This is a genomic window from Streptomyces sp. NRRL S-495, from assembly GCF_000966955.1.
GTDB classification, from domain to species: Bacteria; Actinomycetota; Actinomycetes; order Streptomycetales; family Streptomycetaceae; genus Kitasatospora; species Kitasatospora purpeofusca.
Map to the genome: position 1 here is coordinate 22,626 of NZ_JZWY01000182.1, position 14,745 is coordinate 37,370.

At 72.9% G+C, this 14,745-nt stretch carries 14 protein-coding genes and 1 tRNA gene; 10 read left to right on the forward strand and 5 right to left on the reverse strand.

The features are described from left to right. Positions 1–2: 2 nt before the first annotated feature. Entirely contained in the window at positions 3–686 is a 684-nt protein-coding gene (gene phoU, locus VR45_RS11455) for a phosphate signaling complex protein PhoU (protein ID WP_030393723.1), read from the reverse strand. A gap of 308 nt (positions 687–994) precedes the next feature. On the opposite strand from phoU, the gene VR45_RS11460 reads away from it, so the two are divergent. After that, positions 995–2,266 (forward strand): ATP-binding protein, encoded by a 1,272-nt coding sequence (locus tag VR45_RS11460; protein ID WP_045939598.1) that lies wholly within the window; start codon positions 995–997, stop codon positions 2,264–2,266. Positions 2,267–2,268: 2 nt separating this feature from the next. Next, on the forward strand, positions 2,269–2,961 hold the full coding sequence (locus VR45_RS11465) for a response regulator transcription factor (RefSeq protein WP_030305055.1): 693 nt from the start codon (positions 2,269–2,271) through the stop codon (positions 2,959–2,961). A 173-nt stretch (positions 2,962–3,134) separates the two neighbouring features. Here the strand turns inward: VR45_RS11465 and VR45_RS11470 are convergent, their stop codons facing one another. Then, positions 3,135–3,749, reverse strand: coding sequence for a hypothetical protein (locus VR45_RS11470; protein ID WP_045939599.1), 615 nt, complete (start codon positions 3,747–3,749; stop codon positions 3,135–3,137). A gap of 413 nt (positions 3,750–4,162) precedes the next feature. Here VR45_RS11470 and VR45_RS11475 point away from each other — a divergent pair, with 413 nt between their 5' ends. From VR45_RS11475 to VR45_RS11505, 7 genes are all read left to right on the forward strand, one after another. Beyond that, on the forward strand, positions 4,163–4,645 hold the full coding sequence (locus tag VR45_RS11475; RefSeq protein ID WP_030244332.1) for a CarD family transcriptional regulator: 483 nt from the start codon (positions 4,163–4,165) through the stop codon (positions 4,643–4,645). A gap of 258 nt (positions 4,646–4,903) precedes the next feature. Continuing rightward, a complete protein-coding gene (gene ispD, locus VR45_RS11480; protein WP_234325942.1) occupies positions 4,904–5,662 on the forward strand; it encodes a 2-C-methyl-D-erythritol 4-phosphate cytidylyltransferase in 759 nt (252 codons plus the stop codon). Further along, positions 5,652–6,152 carry a 2-C-methyl-D-erythritol 2,4-cyclodiphosphate synthase gene (gene ispF / locus VR45_RS11485; protein WP_045939601.1) on the forward strand — a complete coding sequence of 167 codons (501 nt, stop codon included), beginning with the start codon at positions 5,652–5,654 and terminating at the stop codon, positions 6,150–6,152. The genes ispD and ispF overlap by 11 nt, the downstream gene beginning before the upstream one ends. Before the next feature lie 190 nt (positions 6,153–6,342). After that, a complete protein-coding gene (locus VR45_RS11490; protein ID WP_045939602.1) occupies positions 6,343–6,738 on the forward strand; it encodes a PPOX class F420-dependent oxidoreductase in 396 nt (131 codons plus the stop codon). A 141-nt stretch (positions 6,739–6,879) separates the two neighbouring features. Continuing rightward, the gene (gene cysS / locus VR45_RS11495; protein ID WP_045939603.1) at positions 6,880–8,274 is read left to right on the forward strand and encodes a cysteine--tRNA ligase; all 1,395 of its coding nucleotides are present in this window, start codon (positions 6,880–6,882) and stop codon (positions 8,272–8,274) included. Positions 8,275–8,413: 139 nt separating this feature from the next. After that, entirely contained in the window at positions 8,414–9,409 is a 996-nt protein-coding gene (gene rlmB, locus VR45_RS11500; protein ID WP_045939604.1) for a 23S rRNA (guanosine(2251)-2'-O)-methyltransferase RlmB, read from the forward strand. Positions 9,410–9,611: 202 nt separating this feature from the next. After that, positions 9,612–11,381: a DoxX family membrane protein gene (locus tag VR45_RS11505; protein WP_078896429.1), complete on the forward strand. Its 1,770-nt coding sequence runs from the start codon at positions 9,612–9,614 to the stop codon at positions 11,379–11,381. A 159-nt stretch (positions 11,382–11,540) separates the two neighbouring features. Here the strand turns inward: VR45_RS11505 and VR45_RS11510 are convergent, their stop codons facing one another. From VR45_RS11510 to ugpC, 3 genes are all read right to left on the reverse strand, one after another. Further along, positions 11,541–12,320 (reverse strand): nucleotidyltransferase family protein, encoded by a 780-nt coding sequence (locus VR45_RS11510; RefSeq protein ID WP_045939605.1) that lies wholly within the window; start codon positions 12,318–12,320, stop codon positions 11,541–11,543. Positions 12,321–12,471: 151 nt separating this feature from the next. Next, on the reverse strand, positions 12,472–12,915 hold the full coding sequence (locus tag VR45_RS11515) for a hypothetical protein (RefSeq protein ID WP_045939606.1): 444 nt from the start codon (positions 12,913–12,915) through the stop codon (positions 12,472–12,474). A gap of 190 nt (positions 12,916–13,105) precedes the next feature. Beyond that, entirely contained in the window at positions 13,106–14,197 is a 1,092-nt protein-coding gene (gene ugpC / locus VR45_RS11520) for a sn-glycerol-3-phosphate ABC transporter ATP-binding protein UgpC (RefSeq protein WP_045939607.1), read from the reverse strand. A gap of 321 nt (positions 14,198–14,518) precedes the next feature. On the opposite strand from ugpC, the gene VR45_RS11525 reads away from it, so the two are divergent. Continuing rightward, positions 14,519–14,592 (forward strand) — tRNA-Thr (locus VR45_RS11525). The last annotated feature ends 153 nt before the right edge of the window (positions 14,593–14,745 follow it).

A 14,745-nucleotide genomic window follows, 5' to 3' on the forward strand; every position in this document is an offset into this window, starting at 1 on the left:
GGTCAGTCGAGCTGGGCCGCGGCCTCGGAGGCGGCGACGAACTCGTCCACGTGCTCGCCGGTCACCAGGTACACCACGCGCTTGGCCACCGAGACGGCGTGGTCGGCGAAGCGCTCGTAGTAGCGGCCGACCAGGGTGACGTCCACCGCGGTCTCGATGCCGTGGTGCCAGCGCTCGTCGATGAGGTGCGCGAACAGCTCGCGGTGCAGCGCGTCGATCGCGTCGTCGTCCTGCTCCAGCTCCAGTGCCTTGTCGACGTCCTTGGTGGCGATCACCAGGCCGGCCTTGGCCACCAGTCGCTGGGCGAGCTGGCCCAGCTCCAGGACGGTCGCGTGCAGGTCGGTCGGGACGGCGCACTCGGGGTAGCGCAGCCGCGCGACCTTGGCGACGTGGCGGGCGAGGTCGCCGCAGCGCTCCAGGTCGGCGCTCATCCGCAGCGAGGTGACGACGATGCGCAGGTCGGTGGCGACCGGCTGCTGGCGGGCGAGCAGGTCGATCGCCCGGTTCTCCAGCTCGTGGTGCAGGTCGTTGACCTTGCCGTCGGCGGCGATCACGCTCTCGGCCAGCGCCAGGTCCGCGTCGAGGAGGGCGGTGGTGGCCCGCCCGAGGGCGGAGCCGACCAGCCGGGCCATCTCGACCAGGCTGTCGCCGATCGAGTCGAGTTCCTCGTGGTACGCGTCGCGCATTGTTCTCTCCTCAGTAGCTGTGTCGGTGGCGGTGCCGACCGGTCATCCGGTACGACCGTCCGAACGGCGCACCAATGACCGCTGCTGGTGGCGCGCATCGTACGCGCGCACCCGGGGTGGCGGACGGCTGTTCGGCCGGGCCACCCGTCCCACACGGGCTCCGGCGCCCACTCTGGGCCGTCCGGGCGACCGCGCACGACCTGTCCGGTGAATCAGCAGCTACTTGAAGGTGAATTCTCGGCAACGCGTGGTCGATCCCTTGACCTGGGCCTAGGGGAGCGGCCGCATCGTGCGCTTAGGCTGGCGCTATGGACGTGAACGTGGCCGCCGCCGCTGCCTGCGCCATAGCCGGGCTCGGCGTCGGCCTCACGGCCTCGATCGCTTTCCGTTGGAGCGAGCGCGAGCAGGCGAAGGGCAGGCACAGCGGCACCAATCGGAATCAGGGCCTCGGCCCCGCGCAGGAACCCCCGCTCCCGCCGGGCGTCGACACGGTCCTCTCCGTGCTGCGCTCCTGCGCGATCGTGCTCGGCGAGGGCGACGAGGTGGTCAAGGCCAGCTCGGCGGCGTACGCGATGGGCCTGGTCCGCGGCGGCGCGGTCGCCCTGGACCAGCTGCTCGCGCTGGCCAGGGGCACCCGCCGGGACGGCGAGATCCGGCAGCTGGAGCTGGAGCTGCCCCGTCCGGGCGCGGCGCGGGCCGCCGATCCGCTGGCGGTCTCGGTCCGGGTCGCCCCGCTGGGCTCCCGGCTGGTCCTGGTGCTGGTCGAGGACCAGACCGAGCGCCGCCGGGTGGAGGCCGTCCGCCGGGACTTCGTGGCCAACGTCAGCCATGAGCTCAAGACCCCGGTCGGCGCGCTCTCGCTGCTCTCCGAGGCGGTCGCCGACGCGGCCGACGACCCGGAGGCGGTGCAGCGCTTCGCCGGCCGGATGCAGATCGAGGCGACCAGGCTGGCCAGCCTGGTCCAGGAGATCATCGACCTCTCCCGGGTCCAGGACGACCGGCTGATGGTCGACCCGGAGCCGGTCGCGGTGGACGAACTGATCGCCGAGGCGATCGACCGCTGCCGCCAGCAGGCCGCCGCCAAGCAGATCCTCATCGCGGCCGGCGGCATAGAAGGACTCTACCTGCACGGCAACCGGGGCCAGCTGGCCGCCGCGCTCGGCAACCTGGTCGAGAACGCGGTCAACTACAGCCCGCCCCGGACCAGGGTCGCGATCGCCACCCGCCGGATCTCCAGCGCAGCCGCCCTGGGCGAGGCGGACGGCGAACTCATCGAGATCTCCGTGACCGACCAGGGCATCGGCATCTCGGAGAAGGACCGCGAGCGGGTCTTCGAACGGTTCTACCGGGTGGACCCGGCACGCTCCCGGCAGACCGGCGGCACCGGCCTCGGCCTCTCCATCGTCAAGCACGTGGCCGCCTCCCACGGCGGCACCGTCTCGGTGTGGAGCGTTGAGGGCCAGGGCTCCACCTTCACCGTCCGCCTGCCCGCAGGGCAGGCCCCCGTGGACCGTCCCCCGGTGGGCGGGCCCCCGCAGTCCCTGTCAGAAACAACCCCACAGCTTGCCCCGGAGGCCTGATCGTGACCCGAGTACTGGTGGTCGAGGACGAGGAGTCGTTCAGCGACGCTCTCTCGTACATGCTCCGCAAGGAAGGCTTCGAGGTGGCCATCGCCGCCACCGGCCCCGACGCCCTGGAGCAGTTCGAACGGAACGGCGCCGACCTCGTCCTGCTCGACCTGATGCTGCCGGGGCTGCCCGGCACCGAGGTCTGCCGCCAGCTTCGGGTCCGCTCCAATGTGCCGGTGATCATGGTCACCGCCAAGGACAGCGAGATCGACAAGGTGGTCGGGCTGGAGATAGGCGCGGACGACTACGTCACCAAGCCCTACTCCACCCGTGAGCTGGTGGCCCGGATCCGCGCGGTGCTGCGCCGCCGCGGCGAGAACGAGGGCCCCGGCGACGGCGGCGGCCCCGGTGCCCTGGAGGCGGGCCCGGTCCGGATGGACGTCGACCGGCACGTGGTGACCGTGGACGGCGCCAAGGTCGACCTCCCGCTCAAGGAGTTCGACCTGCTGGAGATGCTGCTGCGCAACGCCGGCCGGGTGCTCACCCGGATGCAGCTGATCGACCGGGTCTGGGGCGCGGACTACGTCGGTGACACCAAGACGCTGGACGTCCACGTCAAGCGCCTGCGGGCGAAGATCGAGCCGGACCCGGGCGCGCCGCGCTACCTGGTCACGGTGCGTGGCCTCGGCTACAAGTTCGAGCCGTAAACCGGCCGGTCGGCGCCGCGGGCCGGCCCCAGGACCGGGCGAACGCCCCCTCCGGATCACTCCGGAGGGGGCGTTCCCCTTGTGCGGCCCGGTACTGCGGCCCTTGGCTGCGGCTCTCTACTGCGGCCCTCTGCTGCGGCCCGGTGCGCGCGGCCCGGTGGCGCGGCCGTGGCTCAGTGGGCGGCCGGAGCGGTCGTACCCGTGGCCGGGGCGGCCGGGGTGGTGGCGCCGGTGGCCGGAGCGGTCGCCTTCGGCGGCACGGCGGCCGGGGCGACGGCCGGGCCGTAGCCCTTGTAGAGGCCCTTGTTCGGGCTGACCTGGGCCTCGGCGTCGACCTTCTCGTGGTTCTTGAACCCGAACGAGGCCGGCACGTAGCCGCCCACGCTCACGGTGGTGGAGGCGATCTTGGCGGTCGGGTTGCCCGGGCCGCCGAGCAGCAGCGCGTCGCCGGCCAGGACGACGATGGCGGGCAGCGCGGCGCCCTTGTCGTCGACGAAGGAGGCGGTCGCCCCGTTGCCGACGGTGATGGACTGCAGCTCGATCGGCTCGGTCCCGCTGTTGCTGATGTTCACCGTCACGTTGGCGGGGCCGGTGTGCTCGCCCGAGGACTCGTCCCCGGTGACCACGACGATGTTGTTCAGGCGGATGTCGGTGCCCAGGGTCGCCGACGCGTTGTCGGGCTTGACCTCCAGGGTGGCCGGGGTGTTCCCGGCGGAGCAGGAGGACAGCGAGGCGATGGCGAGGGCGGCGATGGCGGCGATGCCGCCGCGTCGAAGGCTGCGGCTCACGGCGGCGGCTTCTCCTAGGTCACGTGTCGATAGGTCAGGTTCAGATTATCGACCACGCTTATGCCGTCCTCACAGGGTGGTCCCTTCGGGTCACGATCCGCCCGCCAGGGCCTCCGGACGGCGGCATGTCCGCGTGTTCAGGTCAATCATCGACCAAGATCGGATCACGATCGGGAAACGGCCCGATAAACGGTGAAAACCCAAGATCCAATCATGGTTTCGGGAGTGTTGCCAGAGGTTTCGGCGGGCAGTGGAACCGCCTCCGACCTGCGGGAAGCCCTCCTCGAACACCGGTCGCAGCACGTCATGGGGGTCCTTGTCAAGCCCCGAGACCGGCCCTGACCTGCGAAAACGCCCTTCGGGTGCGCCGAAAAGCGTGTTATTCTGGAAAGCCACGGAAGGGGTCCTGTCACATGACGTTCAAGGTTGGCGACACGGTGGTCTACCCCCATCACGGGGCCGCACTGATCGAGGCCATCGAAATTCGCCAGATCAAAGGTGTGGACAAGACCTACCTGGTGCTCAAGGTGCAGCAGGGAGACCTGACGCTCCGCGTGCCCGCCGAGAACGCGGAGTTCGTCGGCGTGCGCGATGTGGTCGGCCAGGAGGGTCTGGACCGGGTCTTCGAGGTGCTTCGCGCACCGTACACCGAAGAGCCCACCAACTGGTCGCGTCGCTACAAGGCGAATCTGGAGAAGCTCGCCTCGGGTGACGTTATCAAGGTCGCCGAGGTTGTGCGCGACCTCTGGCGTCGCGAGCGCGAGCGCGGCCTCTCCGCCGGAGAGAAGCGCATGCTCGCCAAGGCGCGCCAGATCCTCGTCAGCGAGCTCGCGCTGGCGGAGAACACCAACGAGGACAAGGCGGAGACGCTGCTCGACGAGGTGCTCGCCTCGTAGCGGCCGTCCGCTCCACAACGCTCACAGCGCCCGATGCCGGCGCGCCGCCCACCGGACCGATGGTCCGTGGGTGGTGCAGTGGCACTTCGGGCGCTGAGGCGTGTCCGGACGACGCCCCCGCACCCGGCGGCCTGGCCGGCCTCGGGTCTGCATGACCGTTTCTGCTGATCTTGCGGGCGGAAGACGGTGGTGCTTCGGAAGGGGTCCGCGCCCGTCGTGCACGCCATGGCCATACCCACTTCGCCGAAGGAGTGAAACCTGAACGCCACAGGAGCAATCGCAGCAGCAGTGGTTCCCGCCGCCGGCCGCGGCGAGCGGCTGGGACCCGGTGCCCCCAAGGCCCTGCGTGACCTGGGCGGCGTGCCGCTCCTGGTGCACGCGGTCCGGGCGCTGACCCGCAGCCGGGCGGTCGGCCTGGTCGTGGTCGCGGCCCCCGCCGACGGCGTGGCCGAGGTGGTCGCCCTGCTCGACAGCCACGGTCTCGAGGGCAAGGACATCCGGGTGGTGGCCGGCGGGGACACCCGCCAGGAGTCGGTCCGCCTGGGGCTGGCCGCGATCCCGGCCGAGGTCGGGATCGTGCTGGTGCACGACGCGGCCCGGCCGCTCGTCCCGGTCGAGGTGGTGGACGCGGTCGCGTCCGCCGTCCGGGCCGGGGCCGAGGCGGTGGTGCCGGCGGTGCCGCTGGCCGACACCGTCAAGCGGGTCGAGCCCGTCCGGGGCGGGCCCGAGCCGGTGCTCGACACACCCGACCGGGCCACGCTGCGCGCGGTTCAGACCCCGCAGGGCTTCCGCCGGGACACGCTGGCCGAGGTGCACGCCAAGGCGCTGGCCGAGGAGTCGGCGGGGGCCGAGGGCGGTCTGCCGCCGGTCACCGACGACGCCGGGCTGGTGGAGCGCTTCGGCGGCCGGGTGGTCGTGGTGCCCGGTCACGAGGAGGCCTTCAAGGTGACCCGTCCGCTGGACCTCGTCCTCGCCGAGGCCGTACTCGCCCGCCGGAGGGCCGCCGATGCCTACTGAACCGCACGCCCCCGTACTGCCCCGGGTGGGCATCGGCACCGATGTGCACGCCTTCGAGTCCGGCCGCCCGCTGTGGGTGGCCGGGTTGGAGTGGCCGGACGCCGAGGTCGGCCTGGCCGGGCACTCGGACGCCGACGTGGCCGCGCACGCGGCCTGTGACGCACTGTTCTCGGCCGCCGGGATCGGCGACCTGGGCGCGCACTTCGGCACCGACCGCCCGGAGTGGGCCGGCGCGTCCGGGGTGAAGCTGCTCGGAGAGGCGGCCCGGCTGGTGCGCGAGGCCGGGTTCGAGATCGGCAATGTGGCGATCCAGGTGATCGGGATCCGGCCGAAGATCGGCAAGCGCCGGGCGGAGGCGCAGGCCGCGCTCGGTGCCGCGGTCGGCGCCCCGGTCTCGGTCTCCGGCACCACCACCGACGGACTCGGCCTCACCGGCCGGGCCGAGGGCCTCGCCGCGATCGCCACCGCCCTGGTGTACGAACGGCGTTGACCTGTCCGGTGGCCCGTCGCTCGTCGGCGGCGGTGGCCCGGTGTCCGGCCGGGGTGCCCGCAGCGGAAATCGACCGGGGGTGACGGGTGTTCAACACCCTTTACCGGGGCCCGAATCGCTACTCTTCGAGGCGGGTTCGCCCCAGCAGTCGCCTTTCCACCGCCGCTCGACGAGAAGAACGAGGTCCCCGATGGCCGCAAACCTCTCCGACCAGGCCAAGGCCCTGATCGACGACAAGAGCTTCGCCGTGATCACCACCCTCCAGCCGGACGGCAGTCCGCAGTCCTCCGTGGTCTGGGTGAAGCGCGACGGCGAGGACATCCTGTTCTCCACGGTCGAGGGGCGCCGCAAGCACCTCAACCTGCTGAAGGACGCGCGGGTCTCGCTGCTGGTCAATCCGCCGGAGAACCCGTACACCTACCTGGAGGTCCGCGGCGAGGTCTCGCTGACCCGGGAGGGCGGCCGGGAGCTGATCGACGAGCTGTCCCTGAAGTACCGCGGCGAGGCGACGTACGGCTTCGACGGCCCCGACGACGTGCGGGTGGTCGTGCGGCTCACCCCGCGGAAGGTCGTCGGCTCGATCTGAGCCCACCGGGAGCGGAGGGGTGTCCCGGGGCGGTCCCCCGGGACACCACCCGGGACGTCACCCGGCGGAAAAGCATCCGCCGCGGTCTTGACATTTCGGAATGTCGCGAGGCACCCCCTGCTGCCCACTACGCTTGACGCTGTGAGCATTCGCCTGTACGACACCAGCACCCGCCAGGTACGCGACTTCGTCCCGCTTGTACCGGGTTGTGTCTCGATCTACCTGTGCGGCGCTACCGTCCAGTCGGCGCCACACATCGGGCACATCCGGTCCTACCTCAACTTCGACGTGATGCAGCGGTGGTTCGCCTACCGCGGCTACCAGGTGACCTTCGCCCGGAACGTCACCGACATCGACGACAAGATCATCGCCAAGGAGCGCGAGCTCGGCACGCCGTGGTGGCAGATCGCCTACGAGAACGAGCGTGCCTTCAACGACGGTTACGACGCGCTGGGCTGCCTGCGGCCGACCGTCGAGCCGCGGGCCACCGGGCACATCCCCGAGATGGTCGCGATGATGCGCGGGCTCATCGAGAAGGGCCACGCCTACGCGGCGGAGGGCAACGTCTACTTCGACGTGAAGTCCTACCCCGACTACCTCGCGCTCTCCAACCAGAAGCTGGAGAACCTCCAGCAGCCCAGTGGCGAGGGCGAGACCGGCAAGCGCGACCCGCGCGACTTCGCGATGTGGAAGGCGGCCAAGCCGGGCGAGCCCAGTTGGGACACCCCGTGGGGCAGAGGCCGCCCGGGCTGGCACCTGGAGTGCTCGGCGATGGCCCACAAGTACCTGGGCGCGGCCTTCGACATCCACGGCGGCGGTCTCGACCTGATCTTCCCGCACCACGAGAACGAGATCGCCCAGTCCAAGGCCTTCGGCGACGACTTCGCCGGCTTCTGGGTGCACAACGCCTGGGTCACCATGGCCGGCGAGAAGATGAGCAAGTCCCTCGGCAACTCGGTGCTGGTCGCCGAGATGGTCCGCCGCTGGCGGCCGATCGTGCTCCGCTACTACCTGGCCGCCCCGCACTACCGCTCGATGATCGAGTACAGCGAGGACTCGCTGCGCGAGGCCGAGGCGGGCTTCGGCCGGATCGAGGGCTTCATCCAGCGCGCCGTGGAGCGCTGCGGCACGGTCGACGCGGCGCCCGAGGTACCGCCGGCCTTCGCCGAGGCGATGGACGACGACCTGGGCGTGCCGCAGGCACTCGCGGTCGTGCACACCGCCGTCCGCCAGGGCAACAGCGCCCTCACCGCGGACGACAAGGAGAACGCGGTGGCGCGATTGGCCGAGGTCCGTGCGATGCTCGGAGTACTGGGACTCGACCCGCTCGACCCGCAGTGGGCCGGGGCGGAGCGCGGTGAGGACCTGCACGGCGTCGTCGACTCGCTGGTCCACCTGGTCCTGGAGCAGCGCCAGGCGGCCCGGGCCCGCAAGGACTTCGCGACCGCGGACGCCATCCGCGACCAGCTCGGCCTGGCCGGGCTGGCGATCGAGGACACCCCGTCCGGCCCGCGCTGGACGATCAACAGCCAGTAACCCCCGGGTGACCGAGGGGTGAGCGGTGGGCCGTACCGGACCGGTGCGGCCCTCCCGCATGACGGAACGCATGCCGTCGACCGCACCGGCACGGCCGGCGCGGTCGGCCATGCCGGACAGACAGACAGGAAGTACAGCCATGGCCGGCAACAGCCAGCGCAGGAACCGCCGCAACCCCGGGTCGAAGAAGGGCGCGAGTGTCGGTACCGGCGGCCACAGCCGGAAGGCGCTCCAGGGCAAGGGCCCGACGCCGCCCGGAGCGGAGCGCAAGGGCCACCCGAAGCAGCGGGCCGCCAACGCCGCGGTCAAGCGCGAGCGGGACGCCAAGGCCCGCGCCGGCATGCGCCGGTCCGGCGGCGGCGGCCGGGGCGGCCGCGGCGGCGCCGGCGCCGCCGAGCTGGTCTTCGGCCGCAACTCGGTGGTCGAGGCCCTGCAGGGCGACGTGCCCGCCAACGCGCTGTACGTCCAGCAGTTCATCGACACCGACGACCGGGTCCGCGACGCCTTCCAGGCCGCCAACGACCGGGGCATCCCGCTGATGGAGGCCCCGCGCCCGCAGCTGGACCAGATGACCGGCGGGATGAACCACCAGGGCCTGGTGCTCCAGGTCCCGCCGTACGAGTACGCCCACCCCGACGACCTGCTGGCCGGGGCCGCGGACTCCGGCGACGACGCGCTGATCGTGGCGCTGGACGGGGTGACCGACTCCCGCAACCTGGGCGCCGTGGTCCGCTCCGCCGCCGCCTTCGGCGCGCACGGCGTGGTGATCCCGGAGCGCCGGGCGGCCGGTATGACCGCCGGTGCCTGGAAGACCTCCTCGGGTGCCGCGGCCCGGCTGCCCGTCGCCCGGGCCACCAACCTGACCCGTGCCCTGGAGGCGTACCAGAAGGCCGGTCTGACCGTGGTCGGCCTGGCCGCCGACGGCGAGGCCGAGATCGGCGACCTGGAGGTGCTGACCGGGCCGGTGGTGGTCGTCGCGGGCAGCGAGGGCAAGGGCCTGTCCCGGCTCGTCGCGGAGACCTGCGACGTGCTGGTGCGGATCCCGATGTCCGGGCTCACCGAGTCGCTGAACGCCGGTGTCGCGGCGGGCGTCGTCCTGTACGAGGCGGCCCGGCTGCGCCGCAAGGTCGGCTGACCCTCCGGTCCGTCGGCGGTAGCCGCACACGGCGGGTGCTCGGCGCAAGGCGTTCTCCGGAACCGCCCACCGTCCGCCCGCAATCAATGGAAAGCGATCGGATCCGCCCGGATCCGATCGCTTTTCTCATGATCACTTCAAGGGGACTCCCGATATCCACTCGGGAGAGTGTCCTAACCGGGTGTCACCCGGTTAGACGGGCGTGGACACCAGAACACCTCGGCGCCCGCTCCTGGGCGGTGGCAGCACCGGGATAGACGCGGGCCCCGGCCTCAACACCGCCAAGGTGCCGTCGGACCCGGCACGCCTCAGCAGCACCCAGGCGAGCTTCCGGCTCCGGCTCGGCACCCCGGTGGCGCCGCTGATCGACGCCCCGGCCGGACTGCTGTCCACCGGCGCCGCGTTCGGCGACCCGTACGGCACCCAGGGCCTGATCCGCCGCCCGTTGGTCACCCCGCAGGTGGTCGTCCCGGTCGGCGACGTATCGGCGCTCGCCGGGGCACCCCCGCGCCGCAAGGGCCGGGTCACCCCGGTCACCTGGACCGGCGAGGCGCGCCCGGACGACGTCGCGGCCACCCGGCTGCTGGAGGCCGTCCGACTGGGCGGCGTCCCGGCCGGGGTCGGCGGCCGCGGGGGCGGTCGCCCCGGCGGCTCCCTGGCGGACGCGGACACCCAGCTGGTCCCGCCGTACGGCGGCGCCCGGACGGTGCCGCGCCAGCCGCGCGAGGGCGACGGCACCGCCACCGAGGGCGGCGTCGGCCCGGTCGGCGCGCCGCAGGGCTGGACGCCCAGCGGTGAGCTGCCCGAGGTCTCGGCCGCCGGGGCGGAGGGCAAGCAGCCCTGGTACCCCGGCCGCCGGGTGGACCTCGGCCTGGTGCTGCTGCCGCTGCGCGCGGTGCTCGGCTCGCTCTCCGTCTACGCCGGGTTCAGCAAGCTCTGCGACCCGGTGTACTTCGACGGCGGCGAGCGCGGCTCGATGATGCGCTGGCTGTCCTCGCTGCACCCCTGGAAGGTCGCCGAGCCGCTGCTGGCCTTCGCCATGGCGCACCCGGTCGGCTCCGGCCTGGTGGTGTCGTTCACCGAGATCGTGGTCGGTGTGCTCACCCTCCTCGGGCTCTGGCAGCGGCTCGCGGCCGGGGCGGCGATGGCGCTGTCCGCCGTGCTGCTGTTCACGGTGAGCTGGCGGGCCGTGCCGGTGTACGACACGCCCGACCTGATCTTCCTGGCCGCGTGGAGCCCGCTGCTGATCGCCGGGGCGCCGTTCGCCTCGTTGGACGGGCGGCTCAACCTGGAGGCCTGGCGGCGGTACGGCGCGGGCGCGCCGGCCGCGCTGCGCCGCCGGGTGCTGCGGCGCGGCGCCGTGGTCACCGCGGCGGTGGTCGGTCTGACGCTGCTGCTCGGCTCGATGCTGGGCGGGGCGGTCCGTACCGGCGCCCGGCCGCACCCCGCGCCGTCCCGGCCCGCCACCGACTTCGGCACGCCGGTCTGGCCGAGCGGCGGCCCGTCGGTGACCCCCGGCGGCAGGAGCCCGGCCGGTTCGGCGCCCTCGCCGGCCCCGTCCCGGCCGGCCGCGCCGAGCGCCGCGGCCACCACCGCCGCGCCGTCCGGCACCCCTGCCTCGCCGAAGGCGGCCCCGGCCACCCCGAGCGGGAAGGCGAAGTCCTCGGCGAAGCCGGAGACCGGTACGGCCCCCCCGGCCGCTCCGGCGGCCTCCGCACCGCCGGCCGCCCCGGCCCCGGCCGGGTCGACGCCCGCGCAGCGCGCCACTCCCGCCGCCCCGGCGGCCGGGACCGGGACGGCGCCGAAGCCGGCCCCGAGCACCGGGACCGGGACGGGCGGCACCCCGAGCGGGTCCGGTGCCTCGCCGGGCGGCTCGGGACTGCTGGGCGGGGTGCTGGGCAGCGCGCCGCTGGCCGAGCTGTCCGGCGGCGGCGCCCGCAGCTCCCGTCCGGAGCCGGCCACGGCGACCTGACGGGCGGGCCGGGCGGAACCGGCCCGGGAACGGCGACCGGCCGGGTGCTCCGTGGGGGAGCACCTCCGTGGGGGAGCACCCGGCCGGTCGCCGTTGTGCGCGAAGCGCTTCGGTGGAGCAGGGTGGCGGAGGGCTTCGGGGGCGCTCCGCCGGGCCGGCCTACTGCGGGGCGCGACCGGCGCCCCCGGCGAGCTCCTTGGCGGCCTCGGTGAGGTCCTTCGCGGTGTCGATGGCCCGCCAGTAGACGCCCTGCGGCAGCTGGTAGCCGGCCAGCCGCTTGCTGCGGGCCAGCTGCGGGAAGGTGGTCCGCTCGTGGTCGCCGACGTCCGGCAGCAGCTCGGCGAAGTCCGGGCCGAAGACGTAGAGGCCGGCGTTGATGAGGAACGGCGAGGGCGGGGCCTCGATGAAGTCGAGGACGTTGCCGAACTGGTCGGTCTCCACCGCGCCCCACGGGATCCGCGGCCGGGCCAGCGCGAGCGTCGCGACGGCGTCCCGCTCGTGGTGGAAGGCGGCCATGTCGCGCAGGCTGAACCTGGTCCAGATGTCGCCGTTGGTGGCGTACCAGGGCTCGTCGGGGCGGGGCAGCGCCTTGGCGGCGTACTTGAGGCCGCCGCCCCGGCCGAGCGGCTCGGCCTCGACCACCGTGCGGACCCGCAGCGGCAGGTCGGCCTTGTCGAGCCAGTCCTCCAGCACGTCGGCCAGGTGGCCGCAGGAGATGACCGCGTCGGTGACGCCCTCGGCGGCCAGCCAGGCGAGCTGGTGGCCCAGGATGGGGGTGCCCGTGCCCGGGATCTCGACCAGCGGCTTGGGGCGGTCGTCCGTATAGGGGCGCAGCCGGGAGCCCTGGCCGCCGGCCAGGATGACGGCCTGGGTCACCGGCACCGGGCCGATGGCGGGAGCGGGTGGGGGAGTGGCCGTGGGGCCGGAGTCAGCGGTCATGGCTGAACAATAGGCGCGCCGGGACCGGGCGAGCGGTCGTCCGGTGCGGTCGGCCGTGCCCGTGGCCCGGTGGCGGTGCCGGTCCTCCGGCGGGACCCGGACCGGGCGACTGCCGGTTTCCCGGGTGGCTCCCGGGTGGCTCCCGGCTCGGTCAGCCCGCCGCGCCGGCGGCGAACGAGCCGTCGCAGACCGCGCGGGCGAAGGTCCGGGCCCGCTGGACGTCGCCCTGGTACTTGCGCACCGCCGCCTTGCCGAGCTCGGTGGCGAGCGAGCTGCAGTAGGGCGTGAGCGCGGGCTGCTCGCGCATCGCGCGCTCCAGCAGGTCGAGCGCGCTGCCCGGGTTGTGGGCCCGCAGCTCGTCCATGAGGGCGACCCGCAGCGCGTCCTGCGGGGCGAGCCCGTCGGACGTCGTGGTGGTGGTGGCGGTCCGGCCGATCCCCGCGCCGTCCCCGCTGGACGCCGCCACGACCTGCTGGTCCAGCGACGTGGGCGGGGCCCACGGGACCCTGGTCACGGCGAGGGTGCCGGTGGTCACCAGGACGACAGGCAGGGTGAGGGCGATGGTCTGGCCGATGCGGCGAACTAGCTGCTTCACGCACAGGAGAGTAGCGGTGGGTAGGTACCGGATCGCCCTCCGTTACACCATCGAGTGACACGGTGTCCTGGTTCGTCCCGTCGCCGGGTTGACGCCGTCGTCCGTCGGAGTGGTCCGGAACGGCAGGAGCCCCGCCGGACCGGTGACGGTCGGACGGGGCTCCGTGCGGCGGGCGGTGGCCCGGCGGGGCTCAGCTGGAGAGGCGGGCGCCGGTGCTGCTGGAGAACACGTGGGTCTCGTTGGCGACGGGCACGACGTGGATCGTCTCGCCGCGGGCCGGGATCTGGCGGCCGTGCACGCGGACGACCAGGTCCTTGTCCTCGCCGCCGATCTTGGTGGTGCCGTAGACGAAGCCGTCCGAGCCGAGCTCCTCGACCACGTTGACGGTGACCGCGACGCCCTCGATGCCGCCGCCGGGGACGATCTCGAAGTGCTCGGGGCGGATGCCGACGGTCACGTTCTTGTCGGTGCCGGCGCCGGCCAGGTCCTCGCGGGAGATGTTGACGACCGAGCCGCCGAACTTCACGCCGCCGTCCACCAGCGGCACCTCGACCAGGTTCATCGCGGGCGAGCCGATGAAGCCGGCCACGAAGAGGTTGGAGGGCCGGTCGTACATGTTGCGCGGGGTGTCGACCTGCTGCAGGACGCCGCCCTTGAGGACCGCGACGCGGTCGCCCATGGTGAGCGCCTCGGTCTGGTCGTGGGTCACGTAGACGGTGGTGATGCCCAGGCGGCGCTGCAGGCCGGCGATCTGGGTACGGGTCGAGACGCGGAGCTTGGCGTCCAGGTTGGACAGCGGCTCGTCCATCAGGAAGACCTGGGGCTCACGGACGATCGCGCGGCCCATCGCGACACGCTGGCGCTGACCGCCGGAGAGCGCCTTCGGCTTGCGGTCCAGGTAGTCGGTGAGGTCGAGGATCTTGGCGGCCTCTTCGACCTTGGTGCGGATCTCCGACTTGTTGACGCCCGCGATCTTGAGCGCGAAGCCCATGTTCTCCGCGACGGTCATGTGCGGGTACAGCGCGTAGTTCTGGAACACCATCGCGATGTCCCGGTCCTTCGGCGGCAGGTGGGTCACGTCGCGGTCGCCGATGCGGATGGCGCCGCTGTTGACGTCCTCGAGGCCGGCCAGCATGCGGAGGCTGGTGGACTTGCCGCAGCCGGAGGGGCCGACCAGGACGAGGAACTCGCCGTGCTCGATCTGGAGGTCCAGGGCGTCCACCGAGGGCGTGGTCGCCCCGGGGTAGACACGGGTCGCCTGGTCGAACGTCACAGAAGCCATGGCTGTGCTCTCCTTCACCGGCAGGAACGTGCCGGACGATCCGAGTAAAGGTGGGGGATTCCAGTCGGCCGGTTCCCAGGGGTGGTCTGAACCTCTGTACGAATCCGGCTCCGGGCGACGCTACCTGCGTGTACGCCGCTTGTCAGCCCCTCGACGGCCGGATTTCGGCATCGGTTCCATTACGCGCGCCCCGTCCGCCCGGGCCCGTTCGGCCCGTCACCGCCCCCGTTGCCGCCCGACCCCGGATATCCCCCCACCGCCCGCTCCCCGCCCGGTAGACTGCCCCCGGTGCCGCCGTGATCCGTCGCGGACGGTCACCATGCCTCCTTAGCTCAGCTGGCCAGAGCACCGCTCTTGTAAAGCGTAGGTCGTCGGTTCGAATCCGACAGGGGGCTCCGCAGGCCCTCGACGAAGGCCCCCCGGCGTGCATCTTCGTTGTTCCCCGGTCCGCCGCCCCGTCAGGTGACGGGGCGGCGGACCGGCCGGAGTTGACGCAGGGTGTGGTCGGGGGCATGCGCGGTGAACAGCTCGGCGGCGCGGCGGTAGAA

What these genes read in the sequence shown, in the direction of transcription:
- phoU (WP_030393723.1), bottom strand. Translation starts at nt 686, where the DNA reads ATGCGCGACGCGTACCACGAGGAACTCGACTCGATCGGCGACAGCCTG.
- VR45_RS11460 (WP_045939598.1), top strand. Translation starts at nt 995, where the DNA reads ATGGACGTGAACGTGGCCGCCGCCGCTGCCTGCGCCATAGCCGGGCTC.
- VR45_RS11475 (WP_030244332.1), top strand. Translation starts at nt 4,163, where the DNA reads ATGACGTTCAAGGTTGGCGACACGGTGGTCTACCCCCATCACGGGGCC.
- ispF (WP_045939601.1), top strand. Translation starts at nt 5,652, where the DNA reads ATGCCTACTGAACCGCACGCCCCCGTACTGCCCCGGGTGGGCATCGGC.
- VR45_RS11490 (WP_045939602.1), top strand. Translation starts at nt 6,343, where the DNA reads ATGGCCGCAAACCTCTCCGACCAGGCCAAGGCCCTGATCGACGACAAG.
- rlmB (WP_045939604.1), top strand. Translation starts at nt 8,414, where the DNA reads ATGGCCGGCAACAGCCAGCGCAGGAACCGCCGCAACCCCGGGTCGAAG.
- VR45_RS11510 (WP_045939605.1), bottom strand. Translation starts at nt 12,320, where the DNA reads ATGACCGCTGACTCCGGCCCCACGGCCACTCCCCCACCCGCTCCCGCC.
- ugpC (WP_045939607.1), bottom strand. Translation starts at nt 14,197, where the DNA reads ATGGCTTCTGTGACGTTCGACCAGGCGACCCGTGTCTACCCCGGGGCG.